This window comes from Streptomyces sp. NPDC028305, from assembly GCF_055569495.1.
This window is the reverse complement of record NZ_JBVHTN010000005.1, coordinates 280,977-307,680: the sequence shown is the minus strand read 5'-3', so window position 1 is coordinate 307,680 and position 26,704 is coordinate 280,977. Positions and strand designations below refer to the sequence as shown.

18 protein-coding genes and 1 pseudogene are annotated in these 26,704 nt (G+C 73.1%); 13 read left to right on the top strand and 6 right to left on the bottom strand.

Annotated elements, in window-relative coordinates:
* Positions 1-10 precede the first annotated feature (10 nt).
* Positions 11-1,276, top strand: a complete 1,266-nt coding sequence (locus ACZ4WQ_RS22280; RefSeq protein WP_311723606.1) for a polysaccharide deacetylase family protein — start codon at positions 11-13, stop codon at positions 1,274-1,276.
* On the opposite strand, the gene ACZ4WQ_RS22275 is transcribed toward ACZ4WQ_RS22280, so the two are convergent.
* Positions 1,260-3,203, bottom strand: coding sequence for a transglycosylase domain-containing protein (locus tag ACZ4WQ_RS22275; protein WP_385350902.1), 1,944 nt, complete (start codon positions 3,201-3,203; stop codon positions 1,260-1,262). The two genes, ACZ4WQ_RS22280 and ACZ4WQ_RS22275, sit on opposite strands and share 17 nt — an antisense overlap.
* A gap of 538 nt (positions 3,204-3,741) precedes the next feature.
* Here ACZ4WQ_RS22275 and ACZ4WQ_RS22270 point away from each other — a divergent pair.
* From ACZ4WQ_RS22270 to ACZ4WQ_RS22255, 4 genes are all read left to right on the top strand, one after another.
* Positions 3,742-5,088: an MbnB/TglH/ChrH family RiPP precursor modification enzyme gene (locus ACZ4WQ_RS22270; protein ID WP_361187144.1), complete on the top strand. Its 1,347-nt coding sequence runs from the start codon at positions 3,742-3,744 to the stop codon at positions 5,086-5,088.
* A 5-nt stretch (positions 5,089-5,093) separates the two neighbouring features.
* Positions 5,094-6,119, top strand: a complete 1,026-nt coding sequence (locus ACZ4WQ_RS22265) for a TIGR04222 domain-containing membrane protein (protein ID WP_398373752.1) — start codon at positions 5,094-5,096, stop codon at positions 6,117-6,119.
* A 114-nt stretch (positions 6,120-6,233) separates the two neighbouring features.
* Entirely contained in the window at positions 6,234-7,100 is an 867-nt protein-coding gene (locus ACZ4WQ_RS22260; protein WP_398373751.1) for a TIGR04222 domain-containing membrane protein, read from the top strand.
* Between the two features lie 185 nt (positions 7,101-7,285).
* The gene (locus tag ACZ4WQ_RS22255) at positions 7,286-8,917 is read left to right on the top strand and encodes an alpha/beta hydrolase (RefSeq protein WP_398374002.1); all 1,632 of its coding nucleotides are present in this window, start codon (positions 7,286-7,288) and stop codon (positions 8,915-8,917) included.
* A gap of 33 nt (positions 8,918-8,950) precedes the next feature.
* On the opposite strand, the gene hemQ is transcribed toward ACZ4WQ_RS22255, so the two are convergent.
* The 3 genes from hemQ to ACZ4WQ_RS22240 all read right to left on the bottom strand — a co-directional run bounded on the left by hemQ (position 8,951) and on the right by ACZ4WQ_RS22240 (position 13,327).
* Positions 8,951-9,688, bottom strand: a complete 738-nt coding sequence (hemQ, locus tag ACZ4WQ_RS22250; RefSeq protein WP_311723611.1) for a hydrogen peroxide-dependent heme synthase — start codon at positions 9,686-9,688, stop codon at positions 8,951-8,953.
* 109 nt (positions 9,689-9,797) lie between these two features.
* Positions 9,798-11,273, bottom strand: coding sequence for a protoporphyrinogen oxidase (gene hemG / locus ACZ4WQ_RS22245; protein WP_398373750.1), 1,476 nt, complete (start codon positions 11,271-11,273; stop codon positions 9,798-9,800).
* A gap of 251 nt (positions 11,274-11,524) precedes the next feature.
* Entirely contained in the window at positions 11,525-13,327 is a 1,803-nt protein-coding gene (locus tag ACZ4WQ_RS22240) for an IclR family transcriptional regulator domain-containing protein (protein ID WP_398373749.1), read from the bottom strand.
* An 87-nt stretch (positions 13,328-13,414) separates the two neighbouring features.
* Between ACZ4WQ_RS22240 and ACZ4WQ_RS22235 the strand changes: the two genes are divergently transcribed.
* From ACZ4WQ_RS22235 to ACZ4WQ_RS22225, 3 genes and pseudogenes are all read left to right on the top strand, one after another.
* Complete coding sequence (locus ACZ4WQ_RS22235) at positions 13,415-14,590, top strand: 4-hydroxybenzoate 3-monooxygenase (RefSeq protein ID WP_398373748.1); 1,176 nt, start codon at positions 13,415-13,417, stop codon at positions 14,588-14,590.
* A pseudogene (locus tag ACZ4WQ_RS22230) lies at positions 14,587-14,853 on the top strand (helix-turn-helix domain-containing protein); the annotation flags it as partial. The gene ACZ4WQ_RS22235 and the pseudogene ACZ4WQ_RS22230, both read left to right, overlap by 4 nt.
* Positions 14,854-15,271: 418 nt before the next feature.
* Positions 15,272-16,723 carry an MFS transporter gene (locus ACZ4WQ_RS22225; RefSeq protein ID WP_311723616.1) on the top strand — a complete coding sequence of 484 codons (1,452 nt, stop codon included), beginning with the start codon at positions 15,272-15,274 and terminating at the stop codon, positions 16,721-16,723.
* A gap of 10 nt (positions 16,724-16,733) precedes the next feature.
* Here the strand turns inward: ACZ4WQ_RS22225 and ACZ4WQ_RS22220 are convergent, their stop codons facing one another.
* Both ACZ4WQ_RS22220 and hemE read right to left on the bottom strand, forming a co-directional pair.
* A complete protein-coding gene (locus tag ACZ4WQ_RS22220; RefSeq protein WP_398373747.1) occupies positions 16,734-18,323 on the bottom strand; it encodes a hypothetical protein in 1,590 nt (529 codons plus the stop codon).
* A gap of 55 nt (positions 18,324-18,378) precedes the next feature.
* Positions 18,379-19,464, bottom strand: a complete 1,086-nt coding sequence (gene hemE, locus ACZ4WQ_RS22215; protein WP_311723618.1) for a uroporphyrinogen decarboxylase — start codon at positions 19,462-19,464, stop codon at positions 18,379-18,381.
* A 91-nt stretch (positions 19,465-19,555) separates the two neighbouring features.
* On the opposite strand from hemE, the gene ACZ4WQ_RS22210 reads away from it, so the two are divergent.
* The 5 genes from ACZ4WQ_RS22210 to ACZ4WQ_RS22190 all read left to right on the top strand — a co-directional run bounded on the left by ACZ4WQ_RS22210 (position 19,556) and on the right by ACZ4WQ_RS22190 (position 26,408).
* Entirely contained in the window at positions 19,556-20,314 is a 759-nt protein-coding gene (locus ACZ4WQ_RS22210) for a DUF3000 domain-containing protein (protein ID WP_358846165.1), read from the top strand.
* Between the two features lie 396 nt (positions 20,315-20,710).
* Positions 20,711-21,370 (top strand): response regulator transcription factor, encoded by a 660-nt coding sequence (locus ACZ4WQ_RS22205; protein WP_311723620.1) that lies wholly within the window; start codon positions 20,711-20,713, stop codon positions 21,368-21,370.
* 224 nt (positions 21,371-21,594) lie between these two features.
* Complete coding sequence (locus tag ACZ4WQ_RS22200; protein WP_311723621.1) at positions 21,595-22,869, top strand: ribonuclease D; 1,275 nt, start codon at positions 21,595-21,597, stop codon at positions 22,867-22,869.
* A 186-nt stretch (positions 22,870-23,055) separates the two neighbouring features.
* The gene (locus tag ACZ4WQ_RS22195) at positions 23,056-24,273 is read left to right on the top strand and encodes a thiolase family protein (protein ID WP_311723622.1); all 1,218 of its coding nucleotides are present in this window, start codon (positions 23,056-23,058) and stop codon (positions 24,271-24,273) included.
* 5 nt (positions 24,274-24,278) lie between these two features.
* Positions 24,279-26,408, top strand: coding sequence for a 3-hydroxyacyl-CoA dehydrogenase NAD-binding domain-containing protein (locus tag ACZ4WQ_RS22190; RefSeq protein WP_361187124.1), 2,130 nt, complete (start codon positions 24,279-24,281; stop codon positions 26,406-26,408).
* The last annotated feature ends 296 nt before the right edge of the window (positions 26,409-26,704 follow it).

Genomic DNA, 26,704 nt, shown 5'->3' with positions numbered 1-26,704 from the left:
CGCCTACGGCGTGACGGGCCCCATGGGCGCGCTGATCGTCGTGGCCGTCGTCGTCGCCGTGTTATTGGCCGTCCTGCCGTCGGGCGGTGAGGCGGACGACGGTTCGCCCGAGGGGAAGGCCCCGGTGGCCGGCTCCTCCCCCGTGCCGGACGGGGAGACCCCCGGCACCAAGAAGAAGAAGGACAAGTACGCCGACTGGGACGGCAAGGTCAAGGTGCTCGGGGACGGCTCGACCTCGTACACCGGGCCGCAGCCCAACCAGCTCAAGATCAAGAAGCTGAAACCCGGCGAGAAACCACCGCAGTTCGTGGTCTTCTCCTGGGACGGGGCGCTGGAGAACGGCGACCATCTCTTCTCCCACTTCCGCGACGTGGCCAAGGAGAGCGGCGCCACCATGACGTTCTTCCTGAGCGGCATGTATCTGCTGCCCAAGTCGAAGAGCGGCCTGTACCAGCCGCCGCAGCACAACCGGGGCTCGGCCGCGATCTCGTACCCGACCGACGAGCACATACGGGAGACGCTGGAGCAGCTGAGCGGGGCGTGGCAGGAGGGCAATGAGATCGGCTCCCACTTCAACGGCCACTTCTGCGGCGCCAAGGGCGGCGAGGACTGGAGCACCGAGGAGTGGAAGAGCGAGACCGAGCAGGCCTACTCGTTCGTGAAGAACTGGAAGACCAACACCGGCTTCACGGACGTCGCCCCGCTGCCCTTCGACTACGACGTCGAGCTGGTGGGCGGCCGGGCGCCGTGCCTGGAGGGACAGAAGAACCTCATCCCGGCCATCAAGTCGATGGGCTGGCGGTACGACGCGAGCTCGCCCGGCGACTTCCAGATCTGGCCGTCGAAGAAGGACGGGATCTGGAACTTCCCGCTTCAGCTGGTGCCCTACCCGGAGAGCGAGAAGCAGGTCCTCTCGATGGACTTCAACTTCCTCTACCACCAGTCGGGCGACACCACTGAGGGCGACCCGGCCAGGTACCCGGAGTGGGAGCGGCTGACCCGCGAGGGCTATATGAACGGCTTCGAGCGCGTCTACAACGGCAGCCGGGCGCCGCTGTTCATCGGCAACCACTTCGAGACCTGGAACGGCGGCATCTATATGCAGGCCATCGAGGACGTGATGCGGAACGTGTGCCCCCGCAAGGGCGTCGAGTGCGTCTCGTTCAAGCAGCTCGCCGACTGGCTGGACGCCCAGGACCCGAAGGTCCTGGACAAGCTCCGCACGCTGGATCCGGCTCAGACGCCCGACTGGTCCACCTTCACGAAGACGAAGTGACGGCCTTCATATAGCGCGTCCAGATGTCGACGGCGTAGGTGGATCCGGCGCCCGGAGTGGTGGTGCCGGCGGGATCGGAGGTCCCGGGAACCCCGCCGGTACCGACGGTGCCGTCGGTGCTCCCGGTGCCGGATCCGCCCAGCCCGTCCAGCGGCAGCAGCTCCTGGGTCTTCGGATCCAGCCGCGACAGCGAGACGGCCGTCGACATCTCCTTCGTATAACCCACGAACCACGACGAGGTGTTGTCCTGCTCGGTACCCGCCTTGCCCGCCACATCAGGGCCGATCACCGAGGCCGTCCGCGCGGTCCCGCTCTGCGCCGCACCGTGCAGCGCCTCGTTCACCTGCGCCGCCACCTCCTGGCTGAACGGCCGGGTCGCGGCCTGCTTTTCGAGGGGCACCTGCTCGCCGCGGTGGGTGAGCCCGGTGACCGAGTACGGCGGGGTGTGCTTGCCGCCGGCCGCGAACGTCCCGTAAGCGCTGGCCATGCGGATGGAGCTGGGGGTGGCCGTGCCGAGCGAGAAGGCGGGCACCCGGTCGCCGAAGCTGCTGGGCAGAAGCCCCGCGTCGACGGACGCCTTGCGCACCCGGTCCAGGCCCACGTCCATGCCGAGCTGCATCATCGGGGTGTTGATCGACTCCTCGATGGACTGACGCAGTGTCACCTGCCCCCACGAGCGGTGCCCGTCGTTCGTACCGCGCACGATCTGGCCGTTGCGGTCCCAGTACGGGCCCTCGGGCGTGCGCACGGCCACCTTGTCGTTGCCGTCGTAGAGGCTGGTCGGGGACACCGGGGTGCGCGCCCCGTCGCGTTCGAGCTGTACGCCGTCGCGCAGGGCCGCGGCGTAGACGAAGGGCGTGAAGGACGTGCCGGCCGGGACATTCGAGGCGTTGGCGTCGTTGAAGCCCTGTTCGAGATAGCCGGGGCCGCCGTAGAGCGCGGCGATACGGCCGTCCGTGGTGACGGACGCGGCGCCGATCCGTACGTACCGGTCCTCCTTGCGCGACTTCGGGTCGAGGCCGTCGCGCATCTTGTCCACCGACTTGGCGAGCTCGTTCACCTTCGACTTATCGAAGGTGGTGTGTATCTGATAGCCACCCAGGTCGAAATCGGCGTCGGAGATATCGGTGTGGGAGGCCACATACGCCTTCGCCGTCTCCACCAGATACCCGACCTGGCCGGTCAGCCCCTCCGCTTTCGGCGGCGCCTTGGGCTCCGGGAATTTCGTGTACTTGGCGCGCTCGGCCTTGGAGAGCCTGCCGATGTCCACCATCCGGTCCAGGATCCATTTCCAGCGCTCCTCCGCCCGGCGGTGGTTCTTGGCACCGAGCGTGGGGTCGAAGGTCCCGGCACCCTTGAGCAGGGAGGCCAGCATGGCGCCCTCGCTCACATTGAGCTTGGAGACGTCCTTGCCGTAATAGGCGTAGGCGGCCCGCTGGATGCCATAGGTGCCGCGGCCGAACCAGCTGGTGTTGAGATATCTCTCGAGGATCTCCTCCTTGTCCATCCGGTCGTCCAGCTTGATGGCCATGAACATCTCGGTGAGCTTGCGGGAGAAGGTCTGCTCCTGATTCAGATAGGCGTTCTTCACATACTGCTGAGTGATGGTGGAACCGCCCTGGGTCTCACCGCCCGTCACCATCCGGGTCAGGGCGCGCATCAAACCGCTGGGCGAGACGCCGCTGTCGGAGTAGAAGCTGGCGTTCTCGGCGGCGAGCACCGCCCACTGCACCTTCTCCGGCACCTTGTCGAGCGGGACCTCCTGGCGGTTGACCGGGCCCGTGCGGGCCATTTCCGAACCGTCGGCCCAGTAGTAGACGTTGTCCTGCTGGGTCGCGAAGTCGTTGAGGTCTTCCGGGATGTCGGTCTGGAGATACAGAAAGCTCAGCACGCCGGTCAGCCCGCCGACACAGAACAGGAAGAGCATGGCCAGCTGCCGCCACGAGGGCAGCCAGCGCAAGGGGCCGCTTCTGCCCGCGCGGGGATAGTCCAGCCGGATACGGCGGACGGCCCAGCGGCGCAGCGCCCACCCCTGGAAGGCCACCGGCGCACTGCCGCTCGCCGCCCTGCCGCGCGGCGCTCTTCGCGGTGGTGCCTCGCGGCGGTGTCTTCCCCCGGCGTTGTTGCTGCCCTGCACGTGTCCCCCACGATCCGCGCGCGGGGCGCGGCCAAAGGTCTGATGGTCCGTCCCCCCGAAGACGGTCCGACCCTATGATGCTTTCCGAACATCTGTCGCCTCAGAGCGCCAAAAGTTTGTAACAGTAATGACATTCCGCGACGTGCGTCACGTACGACACGCCACAAAAGGGGACTTTGGCCGACCGTCGATCTCCGCTTGTCCGGGACGCGGCACACCGTGAACGCCCGAAGCTCAAATGAACCTCTGAACCGCACCGCTCCTGGGTTCGTCCTTTCCCAGCGGGGTCATCACCCCAGACGAGGGGACGGACGAGGAGGGGGAAGCCATGAGGCGCCTCGGAACCGGCATTGGATGGCGCCCGGAGATCGCCGATGACATCGAGCGACTGCCGGGCATTGACTGGGTGGAGGTCGTGGCGGAGAACATCTGCCCCGGCCACCTCCCCGACGCGCTGCTGCGGCTGCGGGAGCGGGGGACGACGATCGTCCCGCACGGCGTCTCGCTCGGCCTCGGCGGCGCGGAGCGACCGGACACGGCACGGCTCACCGCGCTCGCCGAGCGGGCGGAGGCGCTGGGCTCGCCACTGGTCACGGAACACATCGCGTTCGTACGGGCGGGGGGCCCGCGAACCGCCTCACCGGCGGCCGAGGCCGGGCATCTGCTGCCGGTGCCGCGCACCCGCGACGCGCTGGACGTGCTGTGCGAGAACGTCCGCATCGCGCAGGAGTCGCTGCCGGTGCCGCTCGCGCTGGAGAACATCGCGGCGCTGATCTCCTGGCCGGGCGAGGAGTTGACGGAGGGGCAGTTCCTCGCGGAGCTGGTGGAGCGGACGGGCGTACGGCTGTTGATCGACGTGGCCAATCTGCACACCAACCACGTCAACCGGGGCGAGGACCCGGCGGCGGCCCTGGACGCGCTCCCGACCTCGGCCATCGCGTATGTCCATGTCGCGGGCGGGGTCGAGCGGGACGGGGTGTGGCACGACAGCCACGCCCACCCGGTGACCCAGCCGGTGCTCGATGTGCTCGCCGAGCTGTGCGCCCGTACGGCGCCGCCCGGCGTGCTGCTGGAGCGCGACGACAACTTCCCCGCGACCGGGGAGCTCGCGGCCGAACTCGACGCGATACGCGGCGTGGTGGCCAAGGGGGTCCGGAACACTTCCGAGGCGGCCGCCGTAACCGCCCCGGCCGGCTCGACCGCCGCGACCGCCCCGGCCGGCTCGGTGACCGGGCCGGAGGCCGTGGAGGAGGCCGTGGAGGGCGCCCGGGGGCGGCTCGCGCTCGCGCAGGCGTCCCTGCTGTCCTCGCTGGTCGCGGGCACCCCCGCGCCGGAGGGGTTCGACCGGCGGCGGCTGGGGGTGCAGAGCCGGGCGCTGGTGGCCAAGCGGGCCGATGTGGTCGGGAAGGTCGCCCCCGAGCTGCCGCGGATCCTGGGCACGGGCTATCGCCCCGCGTTCCTGGACTACGCCCTGGGCCGCCCGATGACCGCCGGCTACCGGCGCGACGCCCTGGCGTTCGCCGAGCACCTGCTGGCCGCCGAGCGGCCGGAGGACCCCGCGGCGCGGCGGCAGTTGACGCAGTGGTGGCAGGAGCGGTCGGGGCCCGCTCCGGTACGGCCCGGCCCCGCGGCGCGCCTGGCACGGGCCGCCCGACTCGCGCTGCTCGGAAGGTGAGGAACATGAACACGGAACTGGTGTATCTGGCGGTCGCGGTGTCGTCGGCGGCGCTCATCACGGGCACGGTGCGCTCCCGGAGCGGGGCCGGCACGAAGGGGGACAACCGGGCGCACGACCTTCTGGAGGCCGCCTTCCTGGAGGCCGGCCCGGGCCGGGTGGCCGACACGGTGATCTGCGAGATGTACACCGACGGGCGGCTTGCGGTGGGCGGCCCCGGGGTGGTCTCGGTGCGGCAGGCGGTGGCCCGCAACCCGGTGGAGGAGGCGCTGCTTGAGGTGCACGCCCGAGCGCCGCACGGCGGACTCACCCTGCTGCGCTCGGAGTTGATGCGCCACCGGGCGGTGCAGTCGATCGGCGACCGGCTCGCGCAACGCGGGCTGATGGTGCGGCCGGAGAAGATGCGCTTCTGGCGGTGGATGGCCGCCCTCCAGACGCTCGCCTGCGTCGCGGGCGTGTTCCTGGGCATCTGGGCCTCCACAGGAGAGGAGTACGACGGCGGGCTGCCGTTCATCTTCAAGATCTTCCCGGCGCTGTTCGCCGGGTTCCTGACCGCCGTGATCTGCGCCGCCTCGAACAGGAAGCGGATCACGGTGTCCGGGAGGCGGGCGCTGGCGTCGTTCCGGCGGAACCTCGCGTACGCCTCGACCGAGTCGAGGGATGGCACCCGGGTGGCGTCCGTGGCCGAGACGGTCGCGCTGGCGGGGGTGGGCGCGCTGGCCGCCGACGAGCTGCTGCGGCACCACCTGTTGGAGGCGGAGCGCGTCCAGGCCGCCGCGGCGGCCTCGTCCTCCGGCTCCTCGGGGTCCTCGAACTCCGCCTCCTCCAACTCCTCGGGGTCGACGTCCTGCGGGAGCTCCGGCGGCTCGTGGTGCGGCGGCGGCTCCGGGGGCGGCGGTTCGAGCTGCGGCAGCTCCAGCTGTGGCGGAGGGGGCGGCGGCGGTGGCGGCTCCAGCTGCGGCGGCGGTTCCAGCTGCGGGGGCGGGGGCGGCTCCAGCTGCGGCGGGGGTGGCGGCTGCGGGGGCGGCTGACCGGCCGCGTCGTATCCCGGTGGCGGTGGCGAGGCGTGGCGGGCGTCCGCCACCACCGCGTTCATCTGATGAAATGTCTGGCGGAAGGCGGGGCGGGTCGAGTACAAATCGGCCATGTTCTGGCTGTTGTTCCTGCTCATCGCCTGTGCCGCGGCCGTCGTCTCCAGCGCCCGGCTGTGCTCGGCCGCCGTCGCCGCCGCCCGGGAGCCCGAGGGCGCCGGGGCCGGCCGCCGGCTGAGCCTGTACGAGGTGGCGTTCCTGTCAGGCGGTCCGCAGCGCGTCGGCGATCTCGCCCTGGTGGCGATGGACCGTCAGCGCCGGCTGCTGCTCGCGCACACCGGCTGGGTCACGGTGGTGGACCCGGAGGGCCGGAACGAGCTGGAGCGCTCCGTCATCGCCGCGATAGGCCCGCGGGGCCAGTCGCCCGTCCCTCCGGTGCGGGCCGCGCTCGCCGCCGCGGCCCCGGTCCGGGCGCTCGCCGACCGGCTGGTGGCCGCCGGGCTCGCGGTGCCCGCGGCGGCGCGTACGAACGTGGCGGCCGCGGTCCGTCAGGTGTGGGCGGCCACCGGGCTGGTCCTGCTCATGGGGGTGGCCGCGCTGCTGATCGTGCCACCCGACTCGGGGCGGGGACAGGCGGCGGCGTGGTTCGCGCTCCCGCTGCTGCTGACGCTCGGCTGCCTGGCGATAGCCCACGCCGAGGTGCATCCGTACACCCGGTGGGCGTCGCCCGCCGGGCAGCGGCTGCTGGGCCGGATCGAGGCGCCCCGGCCCCGGCCCGCCCGGCCCGCCCGACGCGTCGGCGGACAGAGCGGTGACGGCGACGGTGACGGCGATGGCCGCGGCGACGGTGACGGCCGGGGCGGCGGTGACGGCCGGGGCGGCGGTGAACACGCGATGCTCGTCGCGCTCGCGCTGCACGGCGCGTCCGCCCTCCCCGACCCCGAGCTGCGTTCGGCCTTCAAAGCGCATTGGGGTCATTGACCCCGACACCTCGGCGCGGTGCTTTACATGGCCGGCCGCCGGGCCAAGTATCCCTTTCGTCACGGAATGACAAGTGACAGGTCGTCGCGGAACGACAAGCGGAACGCGAACGCACTACGAGGGGACGGCCCGTGGGAGCAGTACCGCTGAACGGCGTCCTCCGGCCGCTGTCCCTGGCCCTGGCCATGGCCGCCCTGTTCGCCGCCCCGGCGCCCGCCGCCACCGCCGCCGCGGCAACCGGCGCCGCCACGGCCGCCTCCCTCCCCGGCACCGCCGCCGAGGACCGGGGCGTGGCGCTCGCCGCCCGGCGCGCCGCCGCCCGCGGCGTCGACTTCGGCAGCTGCCCGCTCGACGAGGAACTGCCCGACGCGGCCCGCTGCGGCACCGTCAAGGTGCCCCTGGACTACGCGCACCCCCGCGCCACCCAGCTGTCCCTCACCGTCAGCCGGATCCGCGCCACCGGCCCCAGGTCGAGCCGCCAGGGCGCGCTGCTCTACAACCCGGGCGGGCCCGGCGCCTCAGGCCTGGGGTTCCCCGCGTACGCCAGTGTGGCCGCGTTCCGCAAAGCCGCCGCGGCGTACGACTTCGTCGGCTACGCCCCGCGCGGCGTGGACCGCTCGAGGCCGCTGTCCTGCCAGGACCCGGCCGCCTTCGCCAAGGCGCCGACGAACTTCCCCGTCCACCCCTCCGCGGCCTTCAAGCGGAAGATCGTCAAGCGGGCGCGGGCCTACGCCCGCGGCTGCGCCCGCAGCACGGGCCGCGCGCTGCGCCACTACACGACCCTCAACAACGCCCGCGACCTCGATGTGCTGCGCGCCGCCCTCGGCGAGAAGCGGCTCAACTTCGTGGGCGCCTCCTACGGCACGTACTTCGGCGCCGTCTACGCCACGCTCTTCCCCCGGCATGTGCGCCGCATGGTCTTCGACAGCGTGGTCGACCCCGACCCGCGGCAGATCTGGTACCGCAGCAATCTGAAGCAGTCGCTGGCCTTCGAGCGGCGCTGGCGGGACTGGCGGCGCTGGGTCGCCCGGTACGACGAGGTCTACCACCTCGGCGACACCTCGGCGAAGGTGCTCGCCTCCTACAACAAGGCCCGGCGGCGGCTGGCGCGCCACCCGGCGGGCGGGCAGGTGGGCACCGCGCAGCTCCAGGACGCGTATCAGCGGACCGTCTACAACGACGCCTACTGGGACCCGAGCGCGCACGCGCTGGCCGCGTATCTCGGCGGCGACCCCGAGCCCCTGGTGACGCTGGCCGCGCCCGACCCGGCCGCGGCGGTGTCCGAGGAGAACGGCAACGCCGTCTACACGGCCGTGCAGTGCAACGACGCGCCCTGGCCGCGCCGCTGGGCCCGCTGGAACCGCGACAACACCGCGCTGGCCCGCCGCGCGCCCTTCGAGACCTGGGACAACGCGGCGATGAACCTGCCGTGCGCCTACTGGTCCGCACCGCACCGGCGGCCGCTGACGGTGGGCCCCCGGGGCGGCGCGGGACGCGGGACGCTGCCGCCGGTACTGCTGCTGGCCGCCGAGCGGGACGCGGCCACCCCGTACGAGGGCGCCAAGGAGCTGCGGCGGCGGCTGCCGGGCTCGTCGCTGGTCACCGAGCGGAAGGCGGGCACCCACGGGCTGTGGGGCGGCCCCAACGCCTGCGTCAACCGCCACGTCGACACGTACCTGCTGACCGGGCGGACGCCGGGCCGCTCAGCCTCCTGCGCCTCGCGCGCGCTGCCCGAGCCCACCGTCTGGTCGGCGCCCGGTCCCGGAGCAGAACCGGAACCGGAAACGGAACCGGCCGCGGGCGCGGCGTACGGATGACGGCGGCGCAGGGGTGGCCGTGGGCGGTCCCGGTCAGGCCAGCCCGGCGACCAGCTCGGACACCGGCTTGCGCCGCCCGGTGAAGAACGGCACCTCCTCGCGCACGTGCCGGCGCGCCTCGGAGCCGCGCAGATGGCGCATGAGGTCGACGATGCGGTGCAGCTCGTCGGCCTCGAAGGCGAGGATCCACTCGTAGTCGCCGAGCGAGAAGGACGCGACCGTGTTGGCCCGCACGTCCGGGTAGCCACGCGCCATCTTGCCGTGGTCGGCGAGCAGCGCGCGGCGCTCCTCGTCGGGCAGCAGATACCACTCGTAGGACCGGACGAAGGGGTACACGCTGACGTAGTCGCGGGGGTTCTCGTCGGCCAGGAACGCCGGGATGTGCGAGCGGTTGAACTCGGCGGGGCGGTGCAGCGCCATGTTCGACCAGACCGGCTCGAGGGCCCGGCCCAGCCTGGTGCGGCGGAAGAGGTTGTACGCCTCCTGAAGGGCGTCGGAGGTCTCCGCGTGCCACCAGAGCATGATGTCCGCGTCCGCGCGCAGCCCGGAGACGTCGTAGGTGCCGCGCACGGTGACGTCCTTCGCGGCGAGCTGCGCGAACAGCTCCTCGACCTCGTCTGCGTAGCCGGTGCGGTCCTCCGGCAGGAGGTCGCGCAGCTTGAACACCGACCACAGGGTGTAGCGGATGACCTCGTTGAGGTCCTTGGCCTTCTTGCCGGCGTTGGGAACCTTGCCGGACGGGCCGGTCTCGGGAGCGGATGCAGCAGTCATGGTCCCTATTCTCGCTCTCCGCGCCCGGCGCCCCGCGCCTGGGTGGCGGCTAGCCGGTGTCCGGCGGGGCAGGAGCCCGCCGCAGGCGTCAAGATCCGCTGGACAGGGCCTAAACGGCCTCGGGTGAGTCCGGGCGGCGTCGCGTGGCCAGCAGCTCCAGCAGTTCGTCGGCGGCGGTGCGGGCGCTGGCGACGCAGGCCGGGATCCCCACGCCGTCGTACACCGCGCCGCACACCCGCAGCGCCGGGAGCTTCGCGACCTCCGCGCGGATGCGGGCCACGCGGTCGAGGTGGCCCACGGGGTACTGCGGCAGCCCGCCCTCCCAGCGGTTCACCCGGGTGGCGACCGGGCGCGCGGCCAGGCCGATGGCCTCGCCGAGGTCGGCGAGCGACAGCCCTACCAGATCGTCGTCGTCGCGGCTCAGGTCCGCCTCGTCGGCAAACCGCCCGATCGAGGTACGCAGCACGAAGAGTTCGGGGTCGGCCTTCCCCAGCCAGCCCCATTTGCGGCTGGAGAAGGTGGCGGCCTTGATGGTGTGGCCCTCGACGGGCGGCACGAGGAATCCGCTGCCCGGGACGATCCCTTCCACGTCGGCGCGGCGGAAGGCCATGGTGATCAACGCCATGGAGGCGTAGTCCACGCCGGCCAGCTCGGCGGAGGCCGCCGGGGAGTCGGCGGCGAGCAGCCGGGACGCGACCGGTGCGGGGGCGGCGAGCACGACGGCGTCGGCCTCCAGCGTCTCGCCGCGGCCGGTGACGACCGTCCAGCGGGCCGCCCGGCCCTCCCCCGCGCCATCGCGACCGGCAGCGGCGGCGGTCGGGCGCAGCTCGCGCACGGGCTCGCCGGTGCGGATCTCGCCGCCCGCGGCGCGCACCGCGTCGGCGACGGCGAGCGGGAGCCGCCCGATCCCGCCGTCGATGCCGGTGAACACCGGGCCGGGCTGCGCCGCCGCGGCCCGCGCGGCGAGCGCCTGCGCGCCCTCGGTCAGCGAGCCGTGGGTGCGGGCCGCCTCGAAGAGCGTGGGGACCGCCGCCCGCATGGACGTCCGGTACACATCGCCCGCGTACACCCCGCCCAGCAGCGGCTCGACCAGCCGGTCCACGACCTCCCGGCCCAGCCGCTCCGCGACGAACTCGCCGAGGGCGACGTCCTCGCCCAGCTCCGGCCGCGGCAGCCCGGGCTCCGCGGCGATCCGGGCGAGCCCTTCCTCCGAGATCACCCCGGAGGCGGCCAGCGGGGCGAGGTCCCCGGGCACGCCCATCACATGGCCCTTGGGCATCGGGCGCAGCCCGCCGCGGGTCCACAGCGAGGCGGTGGCGGTCGCGGGCGGCTGGAGCCGGTCGCCGAGCCCGGCCGCGCGCGCCAGGTCCACGCCCTCGGGGCGGCGCGCGAGCATCGACTCGGCGCCGAGGTCCACGGGGACGCCCGCGATCTCGCCCGCGTACAGCTTGCCGCCGAGCCGGCCGGTCGCCTCCAGGACGGTCACCCGGGCCCCGCCGGCCAGCAGGCGGTGGGCGGCCGCGAGCCCGGAGATGCCGCCGCCGACGACCACGACATGGCCCGTGGGGCCGTTCGCTGCGCTCATTTCCCTGCCTCCCGCTCAGTCTCGGCGCGCTCCGACGCACGAGCCTTCCTCGTCACCGCTCGCTCCTCCGTCGCCGCGCGGCTCCTCAGTCCAGCCCGCGCAGCACCCCAAGACACGCACCCCTCCACCCGCTCAGTCCCGGCGCGCTCCAACGCACGAGCTTCCCTCGTCACCGCTCGCTCCTCCGTCGCCGCGCGGCTCCTCAGTCCAGCCCGCGCAGCGCCCCAAGACACGCTCATGTTGCCACTCTCTCAGACGCCCGTCGGCCGCCTGGCGCCCAGGCCATGGGGTCGGTGGGCGGAGGCCGTGCGCAGGTCGGCCTCGACGCGGGCCGCGGCGGCGCGCAGCGGCGGCAGGAGGGTGCGCACGGTGTCCTCCGGGGTGCCCCGGCCCGCGTGCACCGCGAGGTTGAGCGCGGCCGCCACCCGCCCCTCCGCGTCCCGTACGGGCACGGCGAGGGAGCGCAGCCCCTCCTCCAACTCCTCGTCGACCAGGGCGTATCCGCTCTCCGCCACGCCCTCCAGGACACGTGCGAGCCCGGGTGCGGAGGTGAGGGTGTGCCGGGTCAGCGGGCGCGGGTCGAGGGCGGCGAAATACGCGGCGCGCGCGTCCGGGTCCAGGCCCGCCAGCAGCACCCGGCCCAGGGAGGTGGCGTAGGCGGGGAAGCGGGTGCCGATGGTGATGTTGACGCTCATGATGCGGACGGTCGGCACGCGCTCGACGTACCGGATGTCGTCGCCGTCGAGGACGGCCAGGGACGCCGACTCGTGGACGGCGCCGACCAGTTCGCGCATATGGGGGCGCGCGATGTCGGTGAAGCCGAGCCCGGCGAGCGGGGCGTGGCCGAGCTCCAGGACGCGGGGGGTGGGGCGGAAGAGGCGCTCCCCGTCGGTCTCGGCGTAGCCGAGCTCCAGGAGGGTGAGGAGCGAGCGGCGGGCGGTGGCGCGCGCCAGGCCGGTGGCCTCGGCGACGGCGGTGAGGGTCACGCCCTGGCGGAGCCCCGAACGGGCCGGGAGCCCCGGACCGGGCTCGGGCCCCGGACCGGGCGGGGCCGCCGAGCCCAGCGCGCGCAGCACGGCCAGCCCGCGGGCCAGCGACTGGAGAAAGCCCGCCCCCATCTCCCGCTTGGCCAGCCGGGCCGGGTCCTCGCCGACAACGCCGCCCCCGGCCGGGGGCGGCTCGGCGCCCGGCCCGCCCGCGGCTGGGGCGGCCAGCGCCGCCTCCATCGCGGGGACCAGGTCGCGCAGGGGGGCGAGCGCGGTCCGGCCCAGGGACGCGATGTCGTGGCGGCTGGTGTGGCTGACCACGTTCACCGCGCAGACGATCCGGCCCGCCGGGTCCCGCAGCGGCACGGACACCGCCACCAGCCCCGGCTCGATCAGCTGGTCGTCCGGTGCCCAGCCGCCGCGGCCCGCGGCCTCCACGCGCCGCGCGAAGTCGCCGGGGTCCGGGGTCCCGGGGCCCGGGGCCCCATCCCGCTCCGGCCGGGGCGGGACGGCGGGGAAGGAGGCGTCCAGCGGGTCGGCGGCGCGGCGGGCGCGCCAGGCGGCCCAGGTCGCCTCGTCCCACTGGGTGGCGAAGAGGGCCCCGGGGGCGCAGCGTTCGGCGGGGAGGAGGTCGCCGATGCGGAAGGCGAGGGACATGGTGCGGCGCCGGGTGACCTGGACGACGAAGCGCACCCCGGCTCCGTCCGGGACGGCGACCGAGACCGACTCGTCGAGCGCGTCCGCCAGCCGCCCGGCGAACGGAAGGAGCGCGTCCGGCAGGCCGCTCGCGTTCAGGTAGGCGTTGCCCAGCTCCATCAGCCGGGTCGCCAGGCTCACCTCGCGCCCGTCCAGCCGTACATATCCGAGCTGTTCGAGCGTGCCGAGCACGCGGTCGACGACGGAGCGGGCGAGCCCCGTGGCGCGCACCAGGTCGCCGGGGCGGACCGCGGTTCCCGCGCCGTGCGCGGACAGCGCGGACAGGGCGGCCAGCTCGCGCAGCACGGCGAGGCCGCGCTCGAGAGGCCCGACCGAACCATTGACAGGCGGTGAGGCCGCCCTGAGACTCATCACCACCAGATTATGAACCATCCTTCACCAGGCGAACAGCCCGCCAGGCGAACAAGGCTGGGCGAACGGGCAAGAGGGGACAATCGGATGCGCACGACCGTCGGCATCGTCGGCGGCGGCCCCGCCGGACTGCTGCTCGCCCGCCTCCTGCACCGCGCCGGAGTCGACTGCGTGGTGCTGGAGAGCCGCGACCGCGGTTATGTCGAGGCGCGTCAGCGGGCCGGGATCCTGGAGCAGGGCACGGTGGACGCGCTGCGGGCGTGCGGCGCGGGCGCCCGGATGGACCGGGAGGGGCTGCTCCACCACGGCATCGAGCTGCGCTTCGAGGGCCGCGCCCACCGCGTCGACTTCCGCGCCCTGACCGGCGGGCGGTCGGTGATGGTGTACGCCCAGACGGAGGTGGTCAAGGACCTGATCGCGCTCCAGCTCACCGACGGGCCGCCGCTGCTGTTCGGGGCCGAGGTGCTCGCCATCGAGGGTCCCGACTCCGCCGCGCCCGCGATCCGCTTCCGCCACGAGGACCGCGAACAGACGCTCCACTGCGACTTCGTGGCGGGCTGCGACGGCTTCCACGGCGTGGCCCGCCGCGCGGTCCCGGCCCGCCTCACCACGGTGTACGAGCGCGTCTACCCGTACTCCTGGCTCGGCGTCCTGGCCGATGTGGCGCCGTCCTGCGAGGAGCTGATCTACGCCCGCCACCGGCGCGGCTTCGCCCTGCACAGCATGCGCTCCCCGCTCGTCTCCCGGCTCTACCTCCAGGTGGCGGCCGACACCGACCCGGCCGGCTGGTCCGACGAGCGGATATGGGACGAGCTGTCCGCCCGCTTCGCCGTCGACGGCGACTGGGCCCTGGAGCGCGGCCCGATCACCGCGAAGTCGGTCACCCCGATGCGCAGCTTCGTCCAGGAGCCGATGCGCCACGGCCGGCTGTTCCTCGCGGGCGACGCCGCGCACATCGTGCCGCCCACCGGCGCCAAGGGGCTCAACCTGGCCGTCACCGATGTGATCACCCTGGCCCGCGCCCTGACCCTGCACCACGAGACCGGCTCCACCGAACTGCTCGACGGCTACTCCGAGACCTGTCTGCGCCGGGTGTGGCAGGCCGAGCGCTTCTCGTACTTCATGACCGACACCCTCCATCCGCACCCGGACCGCTCCCCGTTCGAGGAGCGGCTGCGCCTCGCCCAGCTGGAGCGGATCGCCGACTCGCCGACCGCGTCGGCCGAACTCGCCGAGAACTACGTCGGCCTCCCGCTCATATGACCGCGCCCAGGGCCCTGGAGGGGCGCCCCCTCGACGGCCGCCGCTCGGTCGCGGGCCGGGTGCTCGCCGTGCTGGACGCCTTCGACGCGACGCACCGCTCGCTGTCGCTGACCGCGCTCGCCCGCCGCGCCGGGCTGCCGCTGGCCACCGCGCACCGCCTGGTCGCCGCGCTCACCGGCTGGGGCGCCCTGGAGCGGGACGCGGCGGGCGCCTACCACATCGGGCTACGGCTGTGGGAGGTGGCGACCCTGTCGCCGCGCGGGGCCGCCCCAGCACGCGGGCCGCGCGGGGAGGTGGTGGCCTCACTGTCCGTCGTCGTCCCGGGCGCCAAGGGGCGGGCGCCGACAACGCTGATCCCGGCCGACGCACGGGATCTCCCGTACCGCTCCTGGGCAGTGAGCGGGGTGAGCCCACGCACTGGCACGCCCCGAACGGTCTTGGGCGCACTGGTCCCCGGCGTACTCGACCCCGGGGCAGCGACACGGATCCTGTCCAAGGCCCCGTCGCGAAGGCTTCCGCCCGGTGAAAGGGTGCGGCCGCACCCCTTGCCGCGGCGTGACTGAGCCCACAGGCTGTGGGGCACCACGCGCCTCGCATCGCATCGCTTTTCACACCTCGCACCTCGCGCCACCGACGCCGGACCGTCCGTGAACCGCCGCGCCCAGAGGGGGACATGAGGACATGCCCGAAGCGACCGAACCGACCACCGCCCAGGAGCCGGAGGCCGCGTCCGGAGGCTGGAAGCCGTACCACACCCTGTGGGCCATGCTGCTCGGCGGCTGGCTCTTCTCGTACGCGGACCGCACCATCACCGGCCCGGTCGTCACCTGGCTCATCGACAACGACCACGGGATGCTGGGCTCCGCCAGCCATCCGCACGCGCTCGGCGGGCTGATCGGCAGCCTCTTCTTCGCGGGCTACATGCTGACGCAGTTCCCCGGCGGCTATCTCGGGGACCGCTTCGGGCACCGTGCGATGCTCGCCGTCTCGCTGCTGTGGGCGGGCGTGGCGACCCTCGCCAGCGGGATGGTCACCGGCCTGATCGCGTTTGTGGTGCTGCGCGTGCTGACCGGTCTTGGCGAGGGCGTCTTCTACTCCAACGACCGCACGCTGATCGCCCAGCGGACCCCGCCGGCCAAGGCCGGTCTCGGCATGGGCGTGGCGATCACGGGGCTGTCCATCGGGCTGACGATCGCGACCATCAGCGCCCCGTATCTGATCGACTGGGGCGCGGACGTGTTCGGCCACGAGGACGCCTGGCGGATGCCGTTCCTGGTCCTGGGCGGCGCGACGCTGGTGTTCGGCGTCGTCTCGGCGGCCTATCTGCGGCGCATCGGCGGCCCGCTGCGGGCGGGCGGCTCGGCGCTGCGGCTCCTGGGCATCTCGGCCGTGCTGTGCGCCGCCGTGATGGCCGTGTATCTGATCGCCGACGGGGCGGGGCTGCCGACCTGGGGCGTGGCCGTCCTGGAGTGTGTCCTGGCGTTCGTCCTCATCGGGGCGATCTTCGCCCGGCGGGGCTCACGGCTGGGCGCGGTCTCCCGCAACCGCAACGCGCTGCTGCTGAGCTTCGCCTTCATCGCGGTCATGTGGAACCTGTGGTTCTTCAGCTTCTGGTCGGTCTCGATCGTCGCCGACGCCGCCCACAGCTCCTTCCAGAACGCCGCGCTGGTCGCCACCTTCAACGCGGGCGCGGGCATCCTCGGCTTCCCCGCCGGCGGCTGGCTCTCGGACCGGGCGAAGGACCGGGGCTGGGGGCGACGGCCGCTGCTGGTCGCGTTCACCGTGGTCCAGGGGGTGCTGGTGCTGGTCTTCGGCGCCTATCTCCAGGCCGACGAGACGCCCTCGCTGCTGGTGATGTCGGTGCTCCTGTTCGTCACCAGCCTGTTCTTCAACGCCCTCCAGCCGATGGCGCACGCGCTGCTGAACGACGTGGTCGACCCGGCCGAACGCGGGGCGGCCTTCGGGATGTTCAACCTCGTCGGCGAGATCGGCGCGGTGATCAGCCCGGCGCTCAGCGGCACCCTCTTCGACCACTACAAGAGCTGGACGCAGGCCGTCTACATCGACGGCGCGCTGATGCTCGCCAGCGCCGTGCTGTACTACCTGATCCGCGAGGAGGTCCGGCGACCGTAGCGCGCGCCCCTCACCAGCCGTCGGCGTCGCCCTCCGCGTCCTCCGCGTCCTCCGCGTCGTCCTCGTCGCTCTCGTTCACCTCGTACAGCACCTCCAGCACGTCCCGGACCCGCCCGGCCACATGGCGGGGGCAGCTCCAGGCGCCGGGGGCGAACGGCTCGTCGGGGGCCTCGAAGTCCCCGGGCGCGCAGAGGTGGTTCAGATGGGCGCCGATCAGCGTGTCCCGGTACCCCACCACCCCGTACCCGCGGCTCGCCAGGCGCTCCAGGCCCTCCCAGGGGTGCCCGCCCGGGTGCGGGCACGGCTCGTCCAGGGGGGCGAGATCGACGCGCTCGAAGATCTCCTGAAGGACGCCGAGCACGGATCTCGGTATGTCGATGACCATCCCGTCCACCGCCCAGCAGGCGAGCAGCAGCAGAACGGCCCGCTCGCGCTCGTCGCCGTCGCCGTCGCCCGCCGCCCAGCGGCGGGCGGCCCACAGCGCGGCGTTCTGCACCAGCTCGTCGTGTTCGGTGACCCAGGACTGGCGGTAGGTGGTGGTGAGGGTGTCGATATCGAGCCGCCCGTCGGGGAGCAGGTACTCCGCGTCGAGGTGGGCGGTGTCGCGGGTGCCGAAGAGCTTGCCGCGCCCGGCCAGCAGCCGGTCCAGCGCCTCGCGGGCGAGCCCGGCGAGGAAGGCCGGGCACAGCCAGCCCTCCAGGGGGGTGTGCCACCCCTCGATCCCGCCCCGCCACTGGTAGACGCCCCGCCCGCCGGTGCTGAGCAGATGGACGCCGACGGTGGCCAGGGCGGCCGGGTCGTCGCCGGTCCGGGGGTGCTCGCCGTCCCGGTGTGCGCAGGGCTCGTCGCCGAGCGCGGGCAGGACGGCCTCCAGGGCCTGGATCATCTCGTCCAGCACCCACTTGCCGCGGATCCGGCCGCTCACCGCGTACCCGCAGGCGGCGTGCAGGATGACGACGAGCCCGGCGCGGCCGTCGCCCTCGGGGTGGTCGCGCAGGGCGGCGGCGTGGTCGGAGAGCTCGTACGCGGGGTCCACGTTGGGGTAGTCCCACAGGATGGACCGCAGGTGCTGGGCCTTGCGCGCGTCGATGAGGGGCAGCCTTGGCGGGATGTCGGCCACCGCGCCGGGGTCGATGACATCGATGGCCACCCGCGCGTATCCGGCGATGTTGCGCGGGCACAGCCACTGTTCCTTGGTGGCCGTGTCGCGCCACTGCTCGTCCTCGGCCTCGCTCCGGCCGTTGCGCAGCAGCGGCAGCAGGTGCGCCAGACCGTCCTGGCGCTCGCCCAGGTCGTCCTCGTACGGGTGCCACCGGTGGCCGCAGGGGCGCTCGCGCAGGGCGGTGTCGGCGGCGTCGAGGGCCACCAGGGCGGCGCCCTCGACGCCGTCCCCGGTGAGCCAGCCGGTGTGTTCGGCCGTCATCAGCAGGCCGAGCGTCCACAGGTAGGCGTGTTCACCGGTGGGCTCGGCGGTCAGCCGCTCGGCACAGCCGCGGACGAGCCGGTCGGCCTCGTCTTTGGAGCGGCCTTCGCGGACGGCGTCCCACTGGTCGGCCAGTTCCCGGACGCGGTCGGCGGTGATGGCAGGGAAGTCCCTCATGGTCTCCCAGACGATGAGGGACCCCGTGCGGGTTCCGGCTACTGAGGGCGCAGGCTCAGCGGGCGGTGCGGGTGTGGACGTACTCCACCAGGCGGGTCAGGGCGTCGGGGTCGGTGCTGGGCAGCACGCCGTGGCCGAGGTTGAAGACATGGCCCTCCAGGCCCCGGGCCGCTTCCAGCACCTCGTCGGTCTTGGCCTCGACGGCCTGGCGCGGGGCGAAGAGCACGGCCGGGTCGAGGTTGCCCTGAAGCGCCTTGCCGGGGCCGACCCGCCGGGCCGCCTCGTCCAGCGGCACCCGCCAGTCCACGCCGACGACGTCCGCGCCCGCCTCGCCGAGCAGCCCCAGCAGCTCGCCGGTGCCGACGCCGTAGTGGATGCGCGGCACCCCGTATCCGGCCACGGCGTCGAAGACCTTCGTGGAGGCGGGCATCACGCGGGCCCGGTAGTCCGCGGGGGACAGGGCGCCGACCCAGGAGTCGAAGAGCTGGACGGCGGAGGCGCCCGCCTCGATCTGCACCTTCAGGAAGACGGCGGCGATGTCGGCGAGCCGGTCGAGCAGTTCGGCCCACAGCTCGGGGTCGCCGTACATGAGCGCCTTGGTGCGCTCGTGGTTGCGCGAGGGGCCGCCCTCGATGAGATAGCTGGCGAGCGTGAAGGGCGCGCCGGCGAAGCCGATCAGCGGGGTGGCGCCGAGCTCCCCGGTGAGCATCCCGACCGCCTCGGTGACGTACTTCACATCGTCCGGGTCCAGCGGGCGCAGCCGGTCCAGGTCCGCACGGGTACGGATGGGGTCCGCGATGACCGGGCCGACGCCGGGCTTGATGTCGAGGTCGATCCCGATGGCCTTCAGCGGGACCACGATGTCGCTGAAATAAACGGCCGCGTCCACATGGTGGCGGCGAACCGGCTGCAGCGTGATCTCGGTGATCAGGTCCGGCCGCGTACAGGAATCGAGCATCGCGATGCCCTCGCGGACCTTGTGGTACTCCGGCAGCGAGCGGCCGGCCTGCCGCATGAACCACACCGGAGTGTGCGAAACCGGCTCACGTCGGCAGGCGCGCAGGAAGGCCGAGTCGGCTGTGGCGCTCGCCGCGGTGCGGCCCGTCTGCTGCTGGCCCGAGGGCCCCTCGTTGGCGCTCATGACCCAAATCTTCGCACGGGCCGAACGAGTGACCCGCCAACCCGGGTGTTCTTCCCCGGTTGAGGCCCCCGATGCGCCTAGTCTTCCGAGCATGGCAGCGGTTCAAGGACACCTCTCGAACGGTGCTGACGGCGCCGAGAGCGCCGACGGGGCGGACGCGGCGGGCGGGGAAGGGGCCCCGGCCGCCTTCCGGCATGCCGTGGCCGGGCTGTGCGCCGTGCGGCCGCGGCCCGAGGTGGAGCTCTCCCCGACGCCGCCGCCGCGGCGGCTGGCCCCGTTCTCGTACGCGCTCGAGGCGGCGGTCACGGCGAGCCCGGCGAACGCCGTCGACGATGACGACGAGGAGCTGGCCGAGGGGAGGCTGATCCTGCTGCACGACCCGGCCGGGCACGACTCCTGGCACGGTACGTTCCGCCTGGTCACCCTGGTCCACGCGGACCTGGAGCCGGAGATGGCGGCGGATCCGCTGCTGCCCGAGGTGTGCTGGTCGTGGCTGACCGGCGCGCTGGAGGCGCGCGGGGTCTCGTACCGGCAGCCCAGCGGCACGGTGACCCGGGCGAGCTCGCACTACTTCGGCGGGATAGGGGAGCGCGAGCCCTCGACCCGGATCGAGATCCGCGCCTCCTGGACCCCGGCCGAGCGGCCGGCGGCGGAGCCGGGGCGGACGGAGCACCGCCGTCCTGACCGGGGCGGCGCCCCGGGCGACGGGGCGGCCGGGGCACCCGACACCGCGGCGCACCTGGCGGCCTGGTGCGATCTGCTGTGCCAGATCGCGGGCCTGCCGCCGGCCGGGGCCGCCGAGGCGGGCGTCGTATCGCTCCCGCAGCGGCGCGGCCCTCAGCCGCGTTAGGCCCCGCCTCCCCGATCCCCGCGGGCCCGCGACGCCTGGCACGCGCCCCCGCGCTGCGTTGTCGGGCCCGCCCGAGTAGGCCCGCCCCAGCCTTCGGCCGGGCGGGGGTACCTCCCGACCGAAGGCTGGGGGCACCCCCGGAGGGCGACCCTCCGCCTTGCGATCGCACGCGCCCCCAGCTACCGCTGGCGGGGGCACCTCCCCGCGGTAGCTGGGGGCGTCACCGTCGCAGGGATCGGGGAGGCGGGACCTAGCACTCGCTGATCAGGCTTGATCGATCAGTCGTCCTAATTGCCCGAATTGTTACTCACCAAATCGTGATCATTCCCTAAAGCCGGGCCGTATCGGTGCCGAAGGACGTGGTGACCCGTCCCACCACTTCCCCCAGGAGGCCTGGTGTCTGTTCTCCTCGAGCAACCTTCCAGCCTGGTCGCCTACCGCCCGAACAAGCCGACGGCCATGGTCGTCGTCGCCGACCCCCGCGTACGTTCCACCGTCACCCGTCACCTGTGGGCCCTCGGGGTGCGCGACGTCATCGAGGCGTCGTCCGTCGCGGAGGCCCGTCCCCGGATCGCCAACCCGCGCGACATCTGCGTCGCCGACGTCCACCTCCCCGACGGCTCCGGCCTCACGCTGCTGTCCGAGACCCGCGCCGCGGGCTGGCCGAACGGCCTGGCCCTCTCCGCGGCCGACGACATCGGTGCCGTCCGCAACGCCCTGGCCGGTGGCGTCAAGGGCTACGTCGTCACCGGCACCCGCACCAACCTGGGCATCCCGGGCCGCCCCGGCGCCGCCCCCCTCGGCGCCGCCGCCCGGATGCACCGCCGCCCGCCGGGCGCCCCCGGACACCCGGGCGGCTACCGCGAGCTGTCGGGACGCGAGGTCGAGGTGCTGCGGCTGGTTGCGGAGGGCCAGTCCAACAAGGCCATCGGCGTCTCGATGGGCCTGTCGGCGCTCACCGTCAAGAGCCACCTCGCCCGCATCGCCCGCAAACTGGGCACCGGCGACCGGGCCGGCATGGTCGCGGTCGCGCTGCGCACCGGGATCATCCACTGAGCCACCCCACCCGTCCCCTCGAACCCCCCGCAGGGCCCCGCACGGGGCCCCCGTAAGCCGCACACCAGCCCCCTACGAGCCGCGTCAGACCTTCCGCACACCACCCGCACCACCCCTGGCTCCCGCCCAGGCGCACACCGTCCACCCAACGCCCGGCGCCCGCCGACGGAACGTTCCGTCGGCGGGCGCCATGCGTACCCGGTACGCACAGCTACCCTTGACAGGTGACCGACGCCCAAGAGACCGCAGCAGAGACGACACTGCGAACCACCGGGGGCGCTCCCCCGGACGACCTCCCCTCGGCGCCGGTCCCCTTGCTGGAGCCGCGTGAGGGCATCCCGCCCGTCACCGCCGACCCGGACGCGCTCGCCGAGGTCGTCGCCGCGTTCGCGGCGGGCCGCGGCCCGGTCGCCGTGGACGCCGAGCGCGCGTCCGGGTACCGCTACGGGCAGCGGGCCTATCTGGTCCAGCTGCGCCGCTCCGGCGCGGGGACCGCCCTGATCGACCCCGTCGGCTGCCCCGACCTGTCCGGCCTGGGCGACGCGATCGCCGACGCCGAATGGGTGCTGCACGCCGCCACCCAGGACCTGCCATGCCTGCGGGACATAGGCATGCTGCCCGGCCGCCTCTTCGACACCGAACTGGCGGGCCGGCTGGCCGGGTTCGCCCGGGTGGGCCTGGGCGCCATGGTCGAGAACATCCTCGGATACGCCCTGGAGAAGGGCCACTCCGCCGTCGACTGGTCCACCCGCCCGCTGCCCGATCCGTGGCTGCACTACGCCGCGCTCGACGTCGAGCTGCTGGTCGACCTGCGCGACGCGCTGGAGGAGGAGCTGGCGCGGCAGGGCAAGCTGGACTGGGCGCACCAGGAGTTCGCCGCCATCGCCGCGGCCCCGCCCGCCCCGCCCCGCAAGGACCCCTGGCGGCGTACGTCGGGGATGCACAAGGTCCGGCGGCGCCGGCAGATGGCCGTGGTGCGCGAGCTGTGGACCGCCCGGGACAAGATCGCGCAGCGCCGTGACGTCTCACCGGGCAAGGTGCTGGGCGACGCGGCCATCATCGAGGCCGCGCTGACCCTGCCGACGACCGTGCGCGCCCTGGGCGCGCTGAGCGGCTTCGGCCACCGCATGGGCCGCCGTCAGCTGGAGCAGTGGCAGGCCGCGGTGGACCGGGCGCGGGCCCTGCCGGAGTCCGAGCTCCCCCAGCCGGGCCAGCCGGTGGCCGGCCCGCCGCCCCCGCGCGCCTGGGCCGACAAGGACCCGGCCGCGGCGGCCCGCCTTTCAGCGGCTCGTACGGCGGTGACCGCGCTGGCCGAGCAGCTGAACCTGCCTCAGGAGAACCTGATCGCCCCGGACACGGTCCGGCGGCTGTGCTGGGAGCCCCCGGCCGAGCTGACCGCCGAGTCCGTCAAGGCCGTCCTGCACGGCTACGGCGCCCGGCCCTGGCAGATCGAGCAGACCACCCCGATCCTGCTGACGGCTCTGGGCACGGCGGCGTGACATGACGCGCCCCCCTTTAAGGCTCGGTTCGGACGGGAAGGCGAATTCCCGGGTGTGACCTTCACCCCTCCCGGAGCGGGGACTGGGCACCGTGGTTACTCATAAGTAGCATGAGGGTGTGGAGGCACGCCCCTTGCCGGGCGTGCCCGCAGCAGTGCCATCCCGCGCACCTGGAGGAGAGCCAACGTGCCTCGTACCGCTAGGGACGTCGTCTTCGTCGACGGCGTCCGGACCCCGTTCGGCAAGGCGGGTCCCAAGGGCATCTACCACGAGACCCGCGCCGACGACCTGGTCGTCAAGTGCATCCGGGAGCTGCTGCGCCGCAACCCGGACCTGCCGCCGGAGCGCATCGACGAGGTGGCCGTCGCCGCGACCACGCAGATCGGCGACCAGGGCCTGACCATCGGCCGCACCGCGGGCATCCTGGCCGGGCTGCCCCAGTCCGTGCCCGGCTACGCCATCGACCGGATGTGCGCCGGCGCGATGACCGCCGTGACGACGACCGCGGGCTCCATCGCCTTCGGCGCGTACGACGTGGTCGTCGCGGCCGGGGTGGAGCACATGGGCCGCCACCCGATGGGCGAGGGCGTCGACCCGAACCCGCGGTTCGTCTCGGAGAAGCTCGTCGACGAGTCGGCCCTGTTCATGGGCATGACCGCGGAGAACCTCCACGACCGGCTGCCGCACATCTCCAAGCAGCGCGCCGACGAGTTCGCGGTGCGCAGCCAGGAGAAGGCCGCCAAGGCCTACGCCAACGGCAAGATCCAGCAGGACCTGGTGCCGATCTCGGTACGGCGCACCAGCCCGGACGGCGGTGAGCTGGGCTGGGGCCTGGCGACCGCCGACGAGCCGATGCGCCCCGGCACCACGCTGGAGGGCCTGGCCGCCCTGAAGACCCCGTTCCGCCCGCATGGCCGGGTCACCGCGGGCAACTCCGCGGGGCTCAACGACGGCGCGACCGCCTCGCTGGTCGCCGCCGAGGACGTGGCCCGGGAACTGGGCCTGCCGGTGAAGATGCGGCTGGTCGGCTACGCCTTCGCGGGCGTCGAGCCGGAGGTGATGGGCTACGGCCCGGTCCCGGCGACCAAGAAGGCCCTCGCCAAGGCGGGGCTGACGATCGAGGACATCGGCCTCTTCGAGATCAACGAGGCCTTCGCCGTGCAGGTGCTGTCCTTCCTGGACCACTACGGCATCGACGACGACGATCCGCGCGTCAACCAGTACGGCGGCGCGATCGCCTTCGGGCACCCGCTCGCCTCCTCCGGGGTGCGGCTGATGACGCAGCTGGCCCGGCAGTTCGAGGAGCAGCCCGAGGTCCGCTACGGCATCACCACCATGTGCATCGGCTTCGGCATGGGCGGCACCGTGATCTGGGAGAACCCGCACTTCGAGGGGAACAAGTGAGCGGCGTGACCACTACCGAAGAGCTTCTCAAGGGCGCGGCCGAGCTGTTCCCGGACGAGGTCGTGACGCAGGCGCACGTCCGCCATCTGGACCTGCCCGGTGGCGCTGGCCGCTTCGCCCTCATCACACTCGACAACGGCCTGGACCACACCAAGCCCACCACCTTCGGCCCCGCCTCGCTGGCGAATCTGAACGCCGCGCTCGACCAGGTCGAGAAGGAGGCCGCCGAGGGCGCGATCGTCGGCGTCGGCGTGACCGGCAAGCCGTTCATCTTCGCCGTCGGCGCCGACCTCAAGGGCGTGGAGCTGCTGAAGCAGCATGCGGACGCGCTGGCCATCGGCAAGGGCGGCCACGACGTCTTCAAGCGGCTGGCGGGCCTCGCCGTGCCCACCTTCGCGTACTACAACGGCGCGGCGATGGGCGGCGGCGTCGAGGTCGGCCTGCACTGCACGTACCGCACGGTCTCGGCCGCGCTGCCCGCCTTCTCCCTCCCCGAGGTCTTCCTGGGCCTGGTCCCCGGCTGGGGCGGCTGCACCCTGCTGCCCAACCTGATCGGCGCGGACCGCGCGGTCACGGTGATCATCGAGAACTCGCTCAACCAGAACCGGCAGCTCAAGGGCAAGCAGGTCTACGAGCTCGGGATCGCCGACGCGATCTTCGAGGGCGCGGACTTCCTGGAGCAGTCGCTGCTGTGGACCGCGTCCGTGCTGAGCGGCCAGACCAAGGTCGTACGTCCCGAGGTGGACCGCGGCGAGGGCTGGGACGCGGCCGTCGCCCGCGGCCGGGCCATCGCCGACAGCAAGGTACACGGGGCGGCCCCGGCCGCGTACCGGGCGCTGGACATCATCGCCGCCGCCAAGAACGGCGATCTCGGCCAGGGCTTCGACGCCGAGGACGGTGCCCTCGCCGACCTCATCATGGGCGGCGAGCTGCGCAGCGGCATCTACGCCTTCAACCTGGTCCAGAAGCGCGCCAAGCGCCCGGCCGGCGCCCCGGACAAGTCCCTGGCCCGCCCGGTCACCAAGGTCGGCGTGGTCGGCGCGGGCCTGATGGCCTCGCAGCTGGCGCTGCTGTTCGCGCGCCGCCTGGAGGTGCCGGTCGTGCTGACCGACATCGACCAGGAGCGCGTCGACAAGGGCGTGGGCTACGTCCATGACGAGATCGACAAGCTGCTGCTCAAGGGCCGCGTCAACCAGGACAAGGCCAACCGCCTCAAGGCCGCGGTGACCGGCTCGCTCGACAAGGCCGAGGCCTTCTCGGACGCCGACTTCGTCATCGAGGCCGTCTTCGAGGAGATGGGCGTCAAGCAGCAGGTGTTCGCCGAGGTCGAGGCGGTCGTGCCGGAGCACGCCATCCTGGCCACCAACACCTCCTCGCTGTCGGTGAGCGAGATGGCGTCCAAGCTCCAGCACCCGGAGCGGGTCGTCGGCTTCCACTTCTTCAACCCCGTCGCGATCCTGCCGCTGCTGGAGATCGTCCGCGGCGAGAAGACCGACGACGCCTCGCTGGCCACCGCCTTCGGCGTGGCCAAGAAGCTCAAGAAGACGGCCGTCCTGGTCAAGGACGCCCCGGCGTTCGTCGTCAACCGGATCCTGACCCGCTTCATGGGCGAGATCCAGAACGTCATCGACGAGGGCACCCCGGTGGACGTCGCCGAGCGCGCCGTCGAGCCGCTGGGCCTGCCGATGTCGCCCCTGGTGCTGCTGGAGCTGGTCGGCCCGGCCATCGGTCTGCATGTCTCGGAGACCCTGCACCAGGCGTTCCCGGACCGCTTCACGGTCTCGGAGAACCTGCGGCGCGTGGTCGAGGCCGGCAAGCGCGGCTTCTACGTCCACGACTCCGGAAAGCCGGAGCTGGACCCGGAGGTCGCCGCGCTGCTCGAGCAGGGCGACTCGGTCCTCACCGAGGAGCAGGTGCGGGCGCGGGTGCTGGAGACGGTGGCGCAGGAGATCGGCCTCATGCTGGACGAGGGCGTCGTCGCCGAGGCGCAGGACATCGACCTGTGCCTGATCACCGGCGCGGGCTGGCCCTTCCACCTGGGCGGCATCACCCCGTACCTGGACCGCGAGGGCATCTCGGAGCGGGTGGTCGGCCAGCGCTTCCTGGCCCCGGGCCTGGCAAGCGTCCCCGCGTAGCGCGTTGTGTTCCGAGCGCCGGACGGGCCACTCGCCCGTCCGGCGCTCGCGTTCTCAATCGTCCGACTCGTCCATGTCGGCGGGCGCGGGAAGGCGTCTGCCCCGGCTGTCGGCGACCCTCAAGGCATCGCGCAGCGCTTCACACAACCGGTGTGCCAGATCACGGAGTTCCCCGGCACCCGCCTTCCGGTCAGCCAGCAGTTCACCCGCGTGGCCGAGCAGTTGGTTCCCCATGCCGAGCTGTACTGCTTCGATCTCGTCAGCCATGCGGGACAGATAGCCGTTGCCGCCCTCGT